We start from the raw sequence: 14,566 nt of genomic DNA, 5'->3' as shown, positions 1-14,566 counted from the left end.
CCTTCCTCGACAATCCGCCCCAACCAGACAGCAGGGACTTGCTCATGATGGAATGGATCCGCTGGCATTTCAGCAAGCCGACCGCGGCTGACGTCGTTCAGCGCGTCGTCAATCGCCTGAACGATGCCGGCGCCACGCAGGTGATCTTCAAGGAAGGATCGCCCGAGGTCACTTTCACGCTCAACGGCACGCAGATGCACTCGCATCTGGTGCATCTGCTGAGTGACGTCCTCCGGGCCAAGGGCGGCCGCGCACGCGACGCCGAGGTCTACCGGTACGTGGACGGCGTCATGCTCCGCTCGATGTCCAAGGACCTTCCCGAGCACGCGGAGGACTACGCCAGCGTCCACTCCCGCCTGATCCCCCTGCTGCGCACGCACGCCGACATGGGCAAGAACGCGCTGAACGCCGCCAACAGCCTGAGCCTGGCCAAGGACGCGCCGCGCGAGGCGAACGACATGCCTTATCGCGCCCTTGTCGGCGACTACGTCGCCCTCCTCGGTCTGGACACGCCGGAGAGCACCGCCCGCGTGGCACAGGGCATGCTCGACAGATGGGGCGTCAGCTTCGACGACGCCTTCAACGACGCGCTCCAGAACCTGCGCGGGCTTCCGGAGAACGACGGCTGGCAGCAGGTCGCCCCCGGACTCTGGCAGGGCGCGTGGAACGACTCCTACGAATCGTCGCGGCTCTTCCTGCCGGATGTGATCTACCGCTCCGGCGTGGCGCATCCCGTCGTGATGGTGCCGCTGCGGCACGTGCTGTTCGCGACGGATGCCAACGACCTCGCGGGCCTGGCGCTGATGGCCGCCGCGTGCCGGCGGATGCAGCAGGAGCACACCCGCTGGCTGTCCTGCCGGCCGCTGCAGCTCGTCGACCGCGAGTGGCAACCCTTCGAGCCGCCCGAACCGCTGCGCGAGCAGTTCCAGGCGCTGATCGCGGTCGAGGACTCGGAGGACTACACCACGCAGAAAAACCTGCTGGAGCAGCAGCATGCGCAGGATCCGGCGGCCCCTTTCGTCGGCTCGATCCAGCTGCTGCAGTTCAAGGACAGCGATCGGGTGGTGAGCTACTCGGTGTGGTCGGACGGCGTGGACACGCTGCTGCCTCACACCGACCTGGTGGCCTTCGCCTCGCAGGAGAAACCGGATCAGACGGTGATCGTCGCCTGGGCGGACGCGGTACGCATCGCCGGGCATCACATGCAGCGCGTCGACGGCCTGCATCCTCCGCGTGTGCGCGTGAGCGTCTTCCCGACCGAGGATGAGCAGGCGCAGTTGAAGGCGGTGCAGGCGCTCTGAGTGCCCCGGTCCACATCCGTCGCGCGAGCGCCCCGTGCCCCGACCTGGACCGATCGGATTTGACCTGGACGACGCGCTGCCCCATTCCGTGGCGCGGCGATGCGGGCGACCGCGACTACGTGCTGCACAATTTCGAGGCGCTCAAGAAGTACTTCCTGGATGCGGCGGCGTCCTGAAGCGGCATGCTCCGCTGGATTGCCTGAAGGCGATCGGACTCGCCGACCCCAGTGCAGCTCCTCACGCAGAGATTCCCAAGACGCCATGAAAATCCCGGCAGTTCCCCTTCTACCGGCACCAGACACACCGGAATCCCAAGCCATCGTCGGATTCAAGTGGGCAGGTCGCCCAATGGGCGCTCGCCATCGGATAGGCGGCGACCCTGAGTGGATCCAGGATCCAGACGTCCCCACCTGCGCATGCACAAGGCCGATGTCTTTCTATGCCCAGATCGATTCCCTCGGCGATGCGGTCTGCATCGGAGACTGCGGGATGTTGTACGTCTTCATCTGCTGGGACTGTCTCACGACCAAGAGCGTGTTGCAGTCCTTCTAGCAGCAGAAATCACAGCTCGCGCGCCATCCGCTTCGCCAACGCCGCAATCGCCCGCTCATCGCGCCGGTAGTACGACCACCTCCCCGCCCGCTTGACGGTCACCAGACCGACGCTCGCCAGGTCGGCGAGGTACTTCGAGGTCGTCGAGAACGCCAGTCCCTGCCCTTCCTGGATCGACGACACGCAGACGCCGTCGACCAGCGGGTCGCCCTCGTCCTGCGGCGGGAAGCTCCCGGGCGTCTTGAGCTTGCGCAGGATCTCCAGGCGCTGCGCGTTGGCCAGCACTTCGAGCACGCGGAGCAGGGGCACTTCTTCGGACATGGGCGGAATCGGGCGTTTGAGCGGCCAGTGTACGGGCGGCTCGCGCGAGGGATAGCAGCGCGCGCCGGGACGCGCAAGGCCTGACCCATCACCATCGCCGGCAGGAGGGTTGAAGTTCGTCTCCTCAACATATCGACGATTTGCGATATGACAATGGCGTCGTTCCGCAGAAATCGGCGGAGCGAGACAGACCTCAACCTTTGCGAGCCCCCATGAAAGCCATTGTCCTGACCGCCTTCGGCGGCGTCGAGCACCTGCAGCTGCAGGAGATCCCCGTGCCGGACGTCGATCCCGGTGAACTCCTCGTGCGCGTCATCGCCACGTCCATCAATCCGCTGGACTATCAGATCCGCCGCGGCGACTACCCGGCGTACGTGCCCCTGCCAGCCGTCATCGGGCACGACGTGTCCGGCGTGGTCGAGCGCGTCGGCGCCGGCGTGCACGACTTCAAGCCCGGCGACGAGGTCTTCTACACACCGAAGATCTTCGGCCCCAAGGGCGGCAGCTACGCCGAGTTCAACGTCGTCCCGCAGGAGCTGGTGACGCACAAGCCGCGCAACCTGACGCACGCCGAAGCGGCGTCGACCACGCTGGTCGGCGGCACCGCCTGGGAAGCGCTGGTCTCGCGCGCCCGTCTGCAGCCTGCTGAAACCGTCCTGATCCACGGCGGCGCCGGCGGCGTCGGCTCCATCGCCATTCAGCTCGCCAAGACGATGGGCGCACGGGTGCTGACCACCTGCAGAGCCCCGCAGGCCGACTTCGTCCGCTCGCTCGGCGCGGATGAGGCGATCGACTACGAGTCCGGCGACTACGTCGACCACGTGCGTGAGCTGACGGGTGCCCGCGGCGTGAACGTCGTGCTGGACACCATCGGCGGCAGGACGCTCGAGCGTTCGCCGCAGGTCCTGGCGGATGCGGGACGCGTCGTGTCGATCGTCGACATCGCGACGCCTCAGAACCTGAATGCCGCCTGGGGCGTGAATGCGGAGTACCACTTCGTCTTCACCAGGCAGAACCGCGGCAAGCTGCTCGCGCTCAAAGACCTGCTGGAGCGCGAGCGCATCCGGCCGGTCATCGGCGCCACCTTCCCGCTGGCCCGGATCGGCGATGCGCACACGGCCCTCGAAAACGGTCGGAACGGCGATCAACCGCTCCGTGGCAAGGTCGTCATCGAGGTGGGTTGAAAATCACACTCGCAACTCCACGCTGGACGCATTGAGGAACTCGCACTTCACGTGGGCATGGGTCGCTGCATGATCCGTCACCAGCTTCATCAGCTTCTTCATGTGCTCCCGGGGTTTGCCCTCGGGCGCCACCGTGGCGTCGCAGTTGAACCAGAGTTCGTAGGGCAGGCCCGGCCTCACGGCCTCGTTGGTGTCCAGCAGCAGCTTCATCGCGTCCAGGTCCGGGTTCCCGTGCTCGCCGTTGCCGCAGAAGATGTACTTGTCCGCAAACACGCGCTGGCAGAACTCGGGGGTCACGTTGTGCTCGGCCCAGTGGTGCTGGCCCTTCAGGACGTCCACGCGCAGCTCCTGATTCGGAAGCAGCACGCCATGGTGCTCCAGGCCCGCCAGGATGTCGTCGGCATGCCCGTCGCCGGTCAGCAGCACCCGCTGGCCCGCCTCCTCGACCAGCAGCATGACGGAGGCCAGGTTCGGCGCGGTGACCGCGTTGCGGTTGCCCAGCTGCTTCAGATAGATCTCCAGCGCCGACCCCGAGTCCGTCGGCCGAGTGGCCGATCCTGGCGGCGTCTTCCTTGGCCTTGGCCCGCAAGCTCGCCACCGTGGCCTTGCTGGTGCGCAGCCAGTCGTCCCATTCGTCCCGGAGCCTCTCGACGTCCTCGGCGAAGGGGCCGACCACCCGGATGTCCATGCCGCCGACGGTCGCGTCGACGCCTGCCGGCTGGCGCACAAGGATCAGCTGACCGCCGAATTCGGCATTGAGCGGAATCGCGAGCTGGTCGGCCGCCACCCGCCGCGACACGCGGACCGCTTCGGACATGCTGTACGCCAGCTCCTGCTGGCTGGAGGCCACGCCCTGCCAGGCGTCGTCGGTCGACAACGCCATCACCTGGCTCGACTGGGCCAGCAGGTCCTCCGCGGCGTGGGCGTTCTCCTTGAGCAGCATCGAGAACGCGTTGTGCCAGATGGCATGGACCGGCGGCATCCGGGGCACCGCCGGCAACTTGGTGCTCAAGCCCTTGGCCTGGCGGTAGTCGTGGACGCGCCAGGTCATGGTGTTGTCGAGCAGCTTCAGGACGCCAGCGATGTGGTCCTGGTCGATGTGCGAGACGTAGACCAGGTCCAGATGTTTTCCGGCGGCGGCCATCTTGCCCAGGAAGGGCTGCACATGCGTCGTGAACGCGTCGGACATGCCGCCGTCGACCAGCACATGGGCGCCGCTGGCACTCGTCAGGAGCAGGCAGTCGCCCTTGTCCGACTGGAAGATCCGGATCTTCATGGCTTCGTCCTGTCCTTGCGCTTGTTGATGTTGGCGGCCTCCGCGATGCAGCCGTCGGGATTCAGACGCCCGAAGCCCGTGTCGTTGCCCCAGGCGAAGTTGCCGCCGGGCAGCGGGCGCGCCGTGCGCTGCATGATCCCGACGATCTGCGCGGAGGACAGCTTGGGCTCGACGGCCAGCATCAGCGCCGCCACCCCGCATGCGAAGGGGCTGGCCATGCTGGTGCCCGTCATCGCGACCCAGCGCTGCGCCTCGCCGGTGAAGCCCGATGCCGCGACCACCGCCGTGCCGTTGGCCACCACGTCGGGCTTGCAGCGGCCGTCGCGCGTCGGCCCCTGGCTGCTGGACACGTGGATGCGCTCGCGGACGTCGTCGAGGTTGCCGACCGCGACCACGCGCAGCGCGCAGGCCAGCGTCGAGATGGAGGAGCAGTCCACGTTGCTGCGCTCCGACAGGAACGAGGGGAAGGCCAGCGGCGCGACGACGCCGGGCTGCGGCGGCAGCACGTGCGGATCGTCGCGTTCGATCCAGCCGTCGAATCGACCGTCGCGGATGTCCTGGCCGTGCAGCCTCACGGTCCAGGTCCCTGCCGCGACGCCGATGATCGGATTGGCGACGAAGTTCGGGCTCAGGTAGATGCCGATGTAGTTGGCGCCATTGTTGGCGTGGTAGAGCTCGTTGTAGATGCTGATGAACGACCCGTCGCGCAGTTGCCGGTTCTCGACGAACTCGAGCGGTTCGATCGGGCCGATCCGCTCGCCGTCGGGCGTCCTGACGGACACCGCGAACCGGTCCTGCGGGCTCAGCCACAGTTCGAGCTCGTTCTCGGAGTAGTCCTTGCCGTCGCGCCCGGCCACGGTCCAGTCGATGTCCGTGTCCAGCCCGGTGGCCTTGATCTGCCCGCTGGTGTGGATCCGTCCCATCATCCAGCCCATGTCCTGCTCGCTCTCGGCCTTGCCCTGCCCCGCATTGCCGGCGGCGACGCACACGCAGCGTCCGTGCGTGATCAGCAGCGCGTCGATCCAGCGGTTGATGGGCGCGCTGCTGTCGTGGGCGTCGCCGTTGGTCCCCAGGCTCACGTTGATCGACACCGGCAGACCGAGCCTGTCGCCCAGCTCGAAGAGATAGTCGACCGCATGCGCCAGCCGGGTCGAGTCGTAGAACGAGCGCCGGGGATCCGCGTCCTCGTCGCCGAGCGAGACCAGCACCGCGGCAATGCGCGCCGGCACGCGCGACGCCGAGGTTGCCCGCCGCGATGCTGGCGACATGCGTGCCGTGGGACGCGGCGGCCTGCTGGGTCTGCGGCTCCAGTTCGACCGCGGGAGCCCCGACCTTCGGGGCCGCGGCGATGGCGTCGTTCATGTGCCTGCTGTCGATGACGCGGCCGTACGGCTTGGGTGCGGTGCCGTCGGGCTCGGCGCCTTGATCCCAGATCGCCTCGAACCGGGTGGTCCCGTCCTTGTTCAGGAAATCCGGGTGCGCGAAGTCGAAGCCCTGGACATCGATGATGCCGACGAGCACGCCGGCGCCGTTGCGATGCCGCTTCGCGTGATCGACCTGCCGCATGTCCGGCGACGGCGGGTTCACGACGGTCCGCTCGACGCGGTGGTCCGGGTCCTTCAGCTGCCGGCCGGCAATGATCGACCGGACACTGGTCTTGCCGGCGATGGCGGCCAGCTTGGACAACGGGATGGTGGCCGTGGCGAGCGTGCCCACGCGGCCGGTTTCCTTCAGCATGCTGGCCGGCAGCTTGTCGATCGAATCGGTGGCGATGAAGACGTTGGCCAGGATGTCCGACGGCGGCGCGGCGATGTTGCCCTTGGGAGGCACCGCGGCGGGCCTCGCCCCGTCGACGGCGCCCGCCGTGCAGGTCTGGAGCACCGCATCGACCTTCATCGACGGCGCGATCGCCAGCGAGGCGCAGGTCTCCGCGCGGACCGCGTTCACCGCGCCCTCGCCATTGGCGACCATGCGCAGCCTCGGATCGATCTTGCGCGCGCCGCTGCCCATCTGATATTGCTTCTTCGCCATGGCGGTCCCATCCCCTGCCTCGTGCAGCCCCGCATTTCAATCCTTCGCGCCCGCCGGCGCATCCGTCGGCTTGTGGACGGGCCCGCGACACGAAAGACGTCCGGAGAAGATGCGACGATGTCGAAAACCGCCCGCCCGGCTCGTCGTCAGGGAGGCACCCCTGCCGAGCCTCCTCAAGGAACTCCGATGAACTCGCTGCTGCTCGTCCCCGCTCTGCTCTTCTCCGCCGCCGCCGCGCAGGCCGCGCCCGTGACCTACGACATCGACCCGTCGCACACCTACCCCAGCTTCGAGGCCGACCACATGGGCATGTCCCACTGGCGCGGCAAGCTCAACAAGAGCGCCGGCACCATCATCTACGACAAGGCCACCGGCGCGGGCAGCGTCGACGTGAAGATGGACCTGGCCAGCATCGACTTCGGCCTGGACGCAATGAACGCCTGGGCCACCGGCGACAAGTTCTTCAACGTCGAGAAGAACCCGAGCGCCACGTTCAAGGGCCGCTTCGACGGCGCCAAGGGCGGCGTGCCGACCCAGGTGGTGGGCGAACTCACGCTGAACGGCAAGACCCGACCCTTGACGCTGACGATCCACCAGCTCAAGTGCATGCCGCACCCGATGTTCAAGCGCGACTTCTGCGGCGCCGACGCCTCGGGCAGCTTCAACCGCGAGGAGTTCGGACTGGCCGCGGGCAAGGACTACGGTTTCAAGATGGACGTGGCCCTGCGCATCCAGGTGGAAGCCGTCGCGAAGGAGTGACCTCGGGACGCCAGGCGCGGGCTGTTACCCTCCTGGCCCCGTCGAAGGCTTCTTCATGCTGCACATCTCCCCCGTCAAAATCGCCGCCGGCATCGCGGCCATCGTCCTGGCCGTGACCGGACTGTTCTACTTCTCCGAGGCTCGCCAGGGCGTGGTGAACATGTTCGCGGCCCGCAAGAAGCCACCGGCGGCGCAGACGACTCGTCAGGCCGACGCCACGGCGACCGCCTCCGGCGTGCGTGTCATCCCCATCGGCGTCGCGCCTCAGGCGAGTTCGGCCCCCGCGAGGCGCTCGTCGAGCGGCGGTTGACCCGCCCTGCCATGCGCCTGCCGCGCCGCTTCGACGACGCCCTGATGATCCCGCCCGATGCCCTCGGCGCGGTCGATGCGCCTTTGCTCTCGTCGCTGCGCGCCTGGTGCGAGAGTGGCGCCTTCCCGGTCGTCACGGAGCCGCTGCGCGCGGCCAGCATCGCGCCTCACAACGGCCTGGATGGCGTCGCGTGCGAACTCGACGGCAGCCATGAACTGGCACGCCTGGGCCGCTGGCAAGGCCTGCAATGGCGCTTGCAGATCTTGTGGCGCGAATGCGTGATGCAGCGAGGCGCTCAGCCTCACGACCCGTGGGATTGCGGTTGGTGGCGAGGGGGTCCGCTGGAGTCCGCCGGGGCGTTCCGACCGCGCCGGCCCACGTTGTTGATGGTGCGTGAATCGGACCCTGCCGTCGTTGCGGCACTGCTCGCCACCCTGCGCGCAAACAGTCCGGCTTATACGGAGCCCGTGCGTGTGCTGGTGGTATCGGCCGTGTCCGTTGACGGCATCGAGCGCCTCTAGCCACGGCCCGTGGTGCGCCTTCGCTTGAAGGATCCCGGGCCAGCGATCAAGGACCCTTGAGTCCGCCGCTCAGCAAGGCCTGCAATCGCAACGCGTCGTCAGCCGCCGCACCGGAGGCGGTGTTGTCGAAGACGCACCAGACCTGCGTGCCCGTCGGCCACCGCGAGATCTCCGATGCCTGCGCGGCGAGCCAGTCATCCTCATACCGCGACCAGTACATGCGCGGCGAGCCGTGCCAGCGGTAGTAGACCGTGGCGCCGCGGCCATCGCCCTTCTCCCCCAGCCAACCGCCCGGCGTGGCCGCACCGTCCGGTTTCGCGGGATCCGCGGCGACGCGTCCGACACGTTCCTCGATGAGCAGCCGCTCGGCGGCCGCGGTGAACCAGCTCGGGTGCCGGGGCTCGCACAGCACGGCGCCTTCGAATCCGGCGTGGATCGAACGGAAGAAGGCGCGCGCCGTCCTCGTGTCCAGGTCGAGCGACGGCGGCAGTTGCACGAGCAACGCGGCCAGCCGATCGCCCAGCCCGGCCAGCGACGCGGTGAAGGCCCGGACCTCCGCGCGAGGCACCTTCAGCCGCGCGCCGTGCGTCATCGCTTCCGGCACCTTCGCCGAGAAGCGGAAGTCCGCCGGCGTTTCGTTCGCCCAGCGCTCAAACGTCGTTGGCCGGTGGGTGCGGCTGAAGGTCGTGTTGATCTCGGCGCATTCGAGGACGCGGGCATAACGCGTCAGCTGACTGCCGTCGCCGGGGAAGGAGGACGCGACGGCCTTGGGGATGCTCCAACCGGCGGTGCCGATGCGGACGGTGACGGGCATGCGGGCGACTCCGGGACGACAGGTTCTGCCGGACCGTGGCAAGCGGCGCACCGCCCCGGCGATGGCAACCGGCATGGCCGAGCCGGCATGCGCATTGCCCATTTCCTGCTGTCGGTGTCTTTGCCGACGCGCACAACGTGGAGACCATCATGGCTCAGCAACCCAACGCGCAGAACCCGCAGCAGGCCCCGGGCGGACAAGGCCAGCAGAAGCAGCAACAACAGCAGCATCAGCAAGGCCAGCAAGGACAGAACCAGCCCGGCGGCCAGCAGCAAGGATCAGGATCGCAAGGCCAGCGGCAATCGCCGCAGCAGGGCCAGCCCGGCAGCGGCCGGCAAGGCCAGATGAACGAAGGTTCGCAGCAGCAGCAGAACCCGCAGACCTCCCGCGATCAATCCAACCGCGCCTCCAAGGACGATCAAGGCCAGGACAGCGACTCGTCGCGCGACGATCGCTGAAGGCTCGTCCTTTCGAACGGCGTCGCGGCGGCCGCTGCCGCTGCCAGCCCGCGTCACCAGCCCCGGCCCGCCGGGGCTTTTTTTCGTCCCCCGCCGCGGTCCTCCCCGGTCCTCCGCAGTCTTCCGCAGTCCTCCGCTGAATGCCGTGGACCATCGCTGGCGAGCCGCTTGCCTCGGCGGGTCATGGACCAACTGCTCAACGCGCTTCAATGGCCCGCGATGGTCGTCACGCTCATCGCCGCTTGGCTGGTCGGCGGTCGCAGCGCGCGGCGCCGGACCTGGGGCTTCTGGGTCTTCGTGCTCAGCAATCTGCTGTGGTGCGTCTGGGGCGCCTTCACACAGTCGTACGCCTTGATCGTCCTGCAGCTGGGTCTGTTCGCGATGAACCTGCGCGGCGTGCGCAAGAACAAGAAGGAGGACGAAGAAGCTGCGGCGTCGGACGATCCCGGTTAGCGGACGCGACGGCGGGCATCGCCTTTGCCAATGAACTTGCTGCGACGAGCCATGAGGGCTCGCCGCCCCAGCCATCACCGCCAGGAGAACTTCCATGCCATCCACGACGACCGCGACCACCAGCCGCAAATCGACCACCCGCCGCACGACCACCGCGCGCACGAAGACGCCGGATGCCGTGAGCCTGCTGCGCGCCGATCACAAGCTGGTCGCCGGGCTCTTTGAGCAGTTCGAGAAGTCGCGCTCCACCGCGAAGAAGAAGCAGCTCGTCGCGCAGATCTGCCTGGAGCTGACGGTGCACGCCCAGGTCGAGGAAGAGATCTTCTACCCGGAAGTCCAGGCCGCGTTGAAGGACAAGGAGCTCGTCCCCGAGGCGCGTGTCGAGCACCAGAGCATCAAGGACCTGATCGCCGCCGTCGAAGGCGTCGAGCCTGGCGGCGAGGACTATGACGCCAAGGTCAAGGTCATGAGCGAATGGGTCAAGCATCACGTCAAGGAAGAACAGAACGAGATGTTCCCGAAGGCGAAGAAGTCCGGACTGGACATGGCCGAGCTCGGCGAACGGATCCTGCAGCGCAAGCAGGAACTGATGGCGCAGGAGCAGGCCAAGCATTGATCGCGGCGCGAGGCCGGCGCCACAGGCATCCGCGTTGCCGCATCAGCATCAGCATCAACGCGGATGCAGATGCGGCAACGCGGTCGCCGCGTCTTTCCCAGGAGTATTCCGATGACGGACAAGATCGCCTTTCCGAAGCAGTCACAGCCGTGGCCGGGCCTCGCCCGCGACATGACGCCGCCGCCCGACCACGGCGAGAAGAGCTACGTGGGGCATGGCCGACTCGCCGGTCGCCGCGCCTTGATCACCGGCGGTGACAGCGGCATCGGCCGCGCGGCCGCGATCGCCTTCGCGCGCGAGGGCGCTGACGTCGCGATCAACTACCTGCCCGACGAGGAGCCCGACGCGCGCGAGGTGATCGCGCTGATCCGGGAGACCGGACGCCAGGGGATCGCGCTGCCGGGCGACCTGCGCGAGGAAGCCTTCTGCCAGCGGCTGGTGGCGGACGCGGTGCGCGAGCTCGGCGGCCTGGACATCCTCGTCAACAACGCCGCCCGGCAGCAGAGCCACGAATCGATCCTGGACATCAGCACCGAGCAGTTCGACTGGACCTTCAAGACCAACATCTACGCGCCGTTCTGGCTGTCCAAGGCGGCGATCCCGCATCTCGCGCCGGGCAGCTCGATCATCAACACGGCGTCGGTCAACTCGTACGCCCCGGGCGAGAACCTGCTGGACTACGCGTCCACCAAGGGCGCGATCCTGATCTTCACCAAGGGGCTCGCGAAGCAGCTGGCCAAGCAGGGCATCCGCGTCAACGCGGTCGCGCCGGGGCCGTTCTGGACGCCGCTGCAGGTCTGCGGCGGTCAGACGCAGGAGAAGTTGCAGAAATTCGGCACCGACACGCCGATGGGGCGGGCGGGTCAGCCCGCGGAACTGGCGGCGGTGTACGTGCTGCTGGCGTCGGCGGAGTCCGGCTACGCCACCGGGCAGGTCTACGGCGCGTCGGGCGGACGCGGCGATCCATGAAAGCGCGTTGACCATGCCATCCCGTTCCGGCGCCCGCGCGATCGACCGGAAGGTCGCGAGCGGGACGGGCATGCCGCGTTCACGCAAGGTGCTGCTGCTGGTGGACTTCATCAATCCGCTGCGCTTCGAAGGCGCCGGGGACATCGCCGACGCGGCGGTGGATGCGGCACGCGCCACCGCGCGGCTGAGGAAGCAGTTCCATGCCGACGGGTCGTGCGTCATCTACGTCAACGACAACTTCGGCCAGTGGCGGTCGGATGTGCAGACGCTGCTGCGCGAGTGCCGCAAAGCGGGCGGCGCCGCCGCCGAACTGGCACGGCTGCTGCCGCCCGCCAAGGCCGACCTGCTGATCCTCAAGCCGCGACATTCCGGCTTCTACGCGACGCCGCTGGATCTTCTCCTGGCGCAGCTGGGCGCCAAGGATCTCGTCATCACGGGTCTCGCGACGGACTATTGCGTCAAGTGCACGGCGATGGACGCGTATGTCCGCGGCTATCGCGTGGCAGTCCCCGCCGACTGCACGGCCTCCGAATCGGAGCAGCGCAAGCACGAGGCGCTCGACTGGATGAAGGACGTGCTGAAAGCGCGGATCACGGCGGTCCCACAACACGCTCGGTGAGCGGCGGTGTCAGGTCTTGCCCAGCTGCTCGTGAGGCTCAGAGATGGTCGATGACCCTCGGGGCGTCGGCCGGCACGCCGCGGATGCGCATCGGCCCCTCTCCGATCAGGTCGACCGATGCCACGCCATTGCGCTGAGCGGCAGCCACGACGGCCATGAACGCACCGTAGCGGGCCCATTTGTGCGGCACGACATGGATCGCCGGCTGCTGAGCGATGGCCCCGGCACCGATGGCGCTCATCCGGCGCTCGAGGGCCGCGCGATCGGCCAGCACCTCGCCATCCCAGGTGACGTCCCCGGCCTGGTCGATGATGACGATGTGGACTGGAGGCCCCTCCGGACCCATCACGCCCAGGCAACCGTCGCCGGGAAGATCAAAGCCGATCTCATGAAGCGACGGAGGAACCGCCGCCATCCACAGCGCCAACAAGGCGAGCAGCACGCCGCCGAGGGGCGCCGTGCTCGCGGCCATGAAGCGCATGGGCTCTGCGTGTTCGGAAAAGTGGAGCTTGCTCATTCCCGGTCCGGTCAGCGTCTCGTGCCGAGCATATCCAATGACTAGACTATCCGGATGACGACGCCGCCGTTGCGGTGTCCGTTCTGAGCCGCCTGGAGCAGGCATTTCAGCATTCCCGTCATGCCAGGATGAAGCGGCTCGTCATCATCGATTGGTAGATCGACCCCGAGGCCACCATGACCCAGACCCACACCCTCCGCGGCACCTTCGACGTGCAGATGACGCCGCTGACCCCGGCGCCTGAAGAGGCCGAGGCGAACCTCGGCCATCTGCTGCTTCGCAAGCAGTTCCACGGCGAACTCGACGCGACCGGCCTCGGCCACATGCTGGCCTTCCGCAGCGCGGAGCCAAGTTCGGCCGGCTACGTCGCCATGGAGCGCGTCGAGGGCCGGGTGGCGGGCCGCAGCGGCTCGTTCATGCTGATGCACTTCGGCGAGATGAATCGCGGCACGCCCAAGCTGATCGTCCAGGTCGTGCCCGATTCCGGCACCGGCGAACTGGTCGGCCTGAGCGGCACGCTCAGCATCGACGTGCGGGACGGCAAACACTTCTACGAATTCAGCTACTACCTCCCGGCGGAGTGAATCCGCAACCCCGAGACTTCAGTCGCCGCCCTTCTTCCGCAAACGTCCGCCTTTGCGGACCACGCCAATACGTGAGTCTCTTGGGGTCAGGACTTGCCGCCTCCCGTCCGGGAACGGCACGCCCCGTCGCCCTACACCGTCGGGACGGTCCCGCCGTCGATCAGATACTCCGACCCCGAGATCGAGCCGGCGCGCGGCGACACCAGGAAGGTGATCAGATCCGCCACCTCCTGCGGTTTGGCCGGCCTGCCCAGTGGAATGCCGCCGAGCGACTGCATGATGATCCGCTTCCCACCCTCGTAGTCCGTGCCGGCCTGGGCCGCCAGCCGCTGCGCCAGCGCCACGGCCGCTTCCGTCTCGATCCAGCCTGGCGCGACGCTCAGCACGCGGACGCCCTTGGGCGTCACCTCCTTCGACAAGGCCTTGCTGTAGGTGGACAGGGCCGCCTTGGCCGCGGCGTAGGCCGTCGTCGACTCCGGCAGCGGCAGCAGCCGCTGGATCGAGCTCACATGAACGATGACGCCCGACCCCTGCGCCAGCATGGCGGGCAGCAGCGCGCGGTCCAGCCGCACCGCGGGCATCAGGTTCTGGTTCAGCTCGCTGAACCACTGCGCATCGTCCAGCGCCGCGAAACCGCCACCGGGCGCGCTGGAACCGCCCAGCAGGTTGACCAGGATGTCGACGCCACCCCACCGCTCGAGCGCAACCTGCGCGACGCGGCTCGCGCCCTCGGCCGTCGACAGATCCGCGGCAACGTAGAACGCGCCATCCGTCGATGACGCCGGCACGGACCGCGCCGTGGTCATCACCCGTGCGCCGGCATCGAGCAGGCTCTGCACGACCGCGGCCCCCACGCCCTTGGTACCGCCCGTGACCAGCGCCCGAAGGCCGCCCAGTTGGAGATCGAAGCTCATGCGGTGATCTCCAGCTGTGCGATCAGGCCGCGCTCAAGGCGGAAGTGATACCTGAGATCGACCGGGCTGCCGGGGAAATTCCCGACCACATGGCTGCTCACGACGTGACCGCCCTCCTCCGGCGCCACGGCGAACGGCTCGCTCGTGTACGTGTACCTGGCCGCCGACTCGGCCTTCCACGCCTTGATGGCATCGCGGCCCGTGTAGGTGCGCCCCTCGTCCTTCACGACCGCCTGGGCGGTGAAGCATCGGGCAAGGCTGTCCGGGTTCTGCCTGTCGGCGGCGAAGTAGGCGGCGATGGGATCGGGAAGGATCGATTCGTTCATGACGAGACTCCTTTCAGGCTTCGAAGTCCCTAGCTTCCGTC

Annotated in this window: 21 protein-coding genes and 1 pseudogene; 14 read left to right on the top strand and 8 right to left on the bottom strand. The window is 67.9% G+C overall.

The window, feature by feature from the left end; genetic code table 11:
- Window positions 1–44: 44 nt before the first annotated feature.
- The gene (locus ACFJIX_RS21020; protein ID WP_377154527.1) at window positions 45–1,301 is read left to right on the top strand and encodes a hypothetical protein; all 1,257 of its coding nucleotides are present in this window, start codon (window positions 45–47) and stop codon (window positions 1,299–1,301) included.
- A 561-nt stretch (window positions 1,302–1,862) separates the two neighbouring features.
- On the opposite strand, the gene ACFJIX_RS21015 is transcribed toward ACFJIX_RS21020, so the two are convergent.
- On the bottom strand, window positions 1,863–2,174 hold the full coding sequence (locus ACFJIX_RS21015; protein WP_377154525.1) for an ArsR/SmtB family transcription factor: 312 nt from the start codon (window positions 2,172–2,174) through the stop codon (window positions 1,863–1,865).
- 212 nt (window positions 2,175–2,386) lie between these two features.
- Between ACFJIX_RS21015 and ACFJIX_RS21010 the strand changes: the two genes are divergently transcribed.
- The gene (locus ACFJIX_RS21010; protein ID WP_377154523.1) at window positions 2,387–3,358 is read left to right on the top strand and encodes a zinc-dependent alcohol dehydrogenase family protein; all 972 of its coding nucleotides are present in this window, start codon (window positions 2,387–2,389) and stop codon (window positions 3,356–3,358) included.
- Window positions 3,359–3,361: 3 nt separating this feature from the next.
- Here ACFJIX_RS21010 and ACFJIX_RS21005 read toward each other — a convergent pair whose 3' ends face one another.
- Window positions 3,362–3,814 (bottom strand): hypothetical protein, encoded by a 453-nt coding sequence (locus ACFJIX_RS21005; protein ID WP_377162100.1) that lies wholly within the window; start codon window positions 3,812–3,814, stop codon window positions 3,362–3,364.
- 299 nt (window positions 3,815–4,113) lie between these two features.
- Between ACFJIX_RS21005 and ACFJIX_RS21000 the strand changes: the two genes are divergently transcribed.
- The gene (locus ACFJIX_RS21000; protein ID WP_377162097.1) at window positions 4,114–4,389 is read left to right on the top strand and encodes a hypothetical protein; all 276 of its coding nucleotides are present in this window, start codon (window positions 4,114–4,116) and stop codon (window positions 4,387–4,389) included.
- Between the two features lie 32 nt (window positions 4,390–4,421).
- On the opposite strand, the pseudogene ACFJIX_RS20995 reads toward ACFJIX_RS21000, so the two are convergent.
- Window positions 4,422–4,634 (bottom strand): annotated as a pseudogene (locus ACFJIX_RS20995) (MBL fold metallo-hydrolase); the annotation flags it as partial.
- Window positions 4,631–5,863 (bottom strand): S8 family serine peptidase, encoded by a 1,233-nt coding sequence (locus tag ACFJIX_RS20990; protein ID WP_377154521.1) that lies wholly within the window; start codon window positions 5,861–5,863, stop codon window positions 4,631–4,633. The gene ACFJIX_RS20990 and the pseudogene ACFJIX_RS20995, both read right to left, overlap by 4 nt.
- A 26-nt stretch (window positions 5,864–5,889) precedes the next feature.
- Between ACFJIX_RS20990 and ACFJIX_RS20985 the strand changes: the two genes are divergently transcribed.
- The 5 genes from ACFJIX_RS20985 (at window position 5,890) to ACFJIX_RS20965 (ending at window position 8,255) form a co-directional block, all read left to right on the top strand.
- Window positions 5,890–6,060, top strand: a complete 171-nt coding sequence (locus ACFJIX_RS20985; RefSeq protein WP_377154519.1) for a hypothetical protein — start codon at window positions 5,890–5,892, stop codon at window positions 6,058–6,060.
- Between the two features lie 240 nt (window positions 6,061–6,300).
- Window positions 6,301–6,648, top strand: a complete 348-nt coding sequence (locus ACFJIX_RS20980) for a hypothetical protein (protein WP_377154517.1) — start codon at window positions 6,301–6,303, stop codon at window positions 6,646–6,648.
- A gap of 203 nt (window positions 6,649–6,851) precedes the next feature.
- Window positions 6,852–7,424, top strand: a complete 573-nt coding sequence (locus tag ACFJIX_RS20975) for a YceI family protein (RefSeq protein WP_377154515.1) — start codon at window positions 6,852–6,854, stop codon at window positions 7,422–7,424.
- 55 nt (window positions 7,425–7,479) lie between these two features.
- A complete protein-coding gene (locus ACFJIX_RS20970) occupies window positions 7,480–7,734 on the top strand; it encodes a hypothetical protein (protein ID WP_377154513.1) in 255 nt (84 codons plus the stop codon).
- An 11-nt stretch (window positions 7,735–7,745) separates the two neighbouring features.
- Window positions 7,746–8,255: a hypothetical protein gene (locus ACFJIX_RS20965; protein WP_377154511.1), complete on the top strand. Its 510-nt coding sequence runs from the start codon at window positions 7,746–7,748 to the stop codon at window positions 8,253–8,255.
- A 46-nt stretch (window positions 8,256–8,301) separates the two neighbouring features.
- Here ACFJIX_RS20965 and ACFJIX_RS20960 read toward each other — a convergent pair whose 3' ends face one another.
- Window positions 8,302–9,069 carry a DUF72 domain-containing protein gene (locus tag ACFJIX_RS20960; RefSeq protein WP_377154509.1) on the bottom strand — a complete coding sequence of 256 codons (768 nt, stop codon included), beginning with the start codon at window positions 9,067–9,069 and terminating at the stop codon, window positions 8,302–8,304.
- Window positions 9,070–9,218: 149 nt separating this feature from the next.
- Between ACFJIX_RS20960 and ACFJIX_RS20955 the strand changes: the two genes are divergently transcribed.
- The 5 genes from ACFJIX_RS20955 to ACFJIX_RS20935 all read left to right on the top strand — a co-directional run bounded on the left by ACFJIX_RS20955 (window position 9,219) and on the right by ACFJIX_RS20935 (window position 12,184).
- The gene (locus ACFJIX_RS20955) at window positions 9,219–9,527 is read left to right on the top strand and encodes a hypothetical protein (RefSeq protein WP_377154507.1); all 309 of its coding nucleotides are present in this window, start codon (window positions 9,219–9,221) and stop codon (window positions 9,525–9,527) included.
- A 183-nt stretch (window positions 9,528–9,710) separates the two neighbouring features.
- Window positions 9,711–9,980: a hypothetical protein gene (locus ACFJIX_RS20950; protein WP_377154505.1), complete on the top strand. Its 270-nt coding sequence runs from the start codon at window positions 9,711–9,713 to the stop codon at window positions 9,978–9,980.
- Window positions 9,981–10,074: 94 nt separating this feature from the next.
- A complete protein-coding gene (locus ACFJIX_RS20945) occupies window positions 10,075–10,596 on the top strand; it encodes a hemerythrin domain-containing protein (RefSeq protein ID WP_377154503.1) in 522 nt (173 codons plus the stop codon).
- A gap of 111 nt (window positions 10,597–10,707) precedes the next feature.
- A complete protein-coding gene (locus ACFJIX_RS20940; protein WP_377154501.1) occupies window positions 10,708–11,565 on the top strand; it encodes an SDR family oxidoreductase in 858 nt (285 codons plus the stop codon).
- A gap of 13 nt (window positions 11,566–11,578) precedes the next feature.
- Entirely contained in the window at window positions 11,579–12,184 is a 606-nt protein-coding gene (locus tag ACFJIX_RS20935; RefSeq protein ID WP_377154499.1) for a cysteine hydrolase family protein, read from the top strand.
- A gap of 37 nt (window positions 12,185–12,221) precedes the next feature.
- Here the strand turns inward: ACFJIX_RS20935 and ACFJIX_RS20930 are convergent, their stop codons facing one another.
- Window positions 12,222–12,701 carry an ExbD/TolR family protein gene (locus tag ACFJIX_RS20930; protein ID WP_377154497.1) on the bottom strand — a complete coding sequence of 160 codons (480 nt, stop codon included), beginning with the start codon at window positions 12,699–12,701 and terminating at the stop codon, window positions 12,222–12,224.
- Between the two features lie 176 nt (window positions 12,702–12,877).
- Here ACFJIX_RS20930 and ACFJIX_RS20925 point away from each other — a divergent pair, with 176 nt between their 5' ends.
- Window positions 12,878–13,285, top strand: a complete 408-nt coding sequence (locus tag ACFJIX_RS20925) for a DUF3224 domain-containing protein (protein ID WP_377154495.1) — start codon at window positions 12,878–12,880, stop codon at window positions 13,283–13,285.
- A gap of 131 nt (window positions 13,286–13,416) precedes the next feature.
- On the opposite strand, the gene ACFJIX_RS20920 is transcribed toward ACFJIX_RS20925, so the two are convergent.
- Both ACFJIX_RS20920 and ACFJIX_RS20915 read right to left on the bottom strand, forming a co-directional pair.
- The gene (locus tag ACFJIX_RS20920; RefSeq protein WP_377154493.1) at window positions 13,417–14,199 is read right to left on the bottom strand and encodes an SDR family oxidoreductase; all 783 of its coding nucleotides are present in this window, start codon (window positions 14,197–14,199) and stop codon (window positions 13,417–13,419) included.
- A complete protein-coding gene (locus ACFJIX_RS20915) occupies window positions 14,196–14,525 on the bottom strand; it encodes a nuclear transport factor 2 family protein (RefSeq protein ID WP_377154491.1) in 330 nt (109 codons plus the stop codon). The genes ACFJIX_RS20920 and ACFJIX_RS20915 overlap by 4 nt, the downstream gene beginning before the upstream one ends.
- Window positions 14,526–14,566 lie beyond the last annotated feature (41 nt).

Origin of the sequence: Roseateles sp. UC29_93 (assembly GCF_042695725.1) — a bacterium.
Taxonomy (GTDB): Bacteria; Pseudomonadota; Gammaproteobacteria; order Burkholderiales; family Burkholderiaceae_C; genus Roseateles; species Roseateles noduli_A.
The sequence above is the reverse complement of the archived record's forward strand: the minus strand, read 5'-3'. Positions and strand labels throughout refer to the sequence as shown.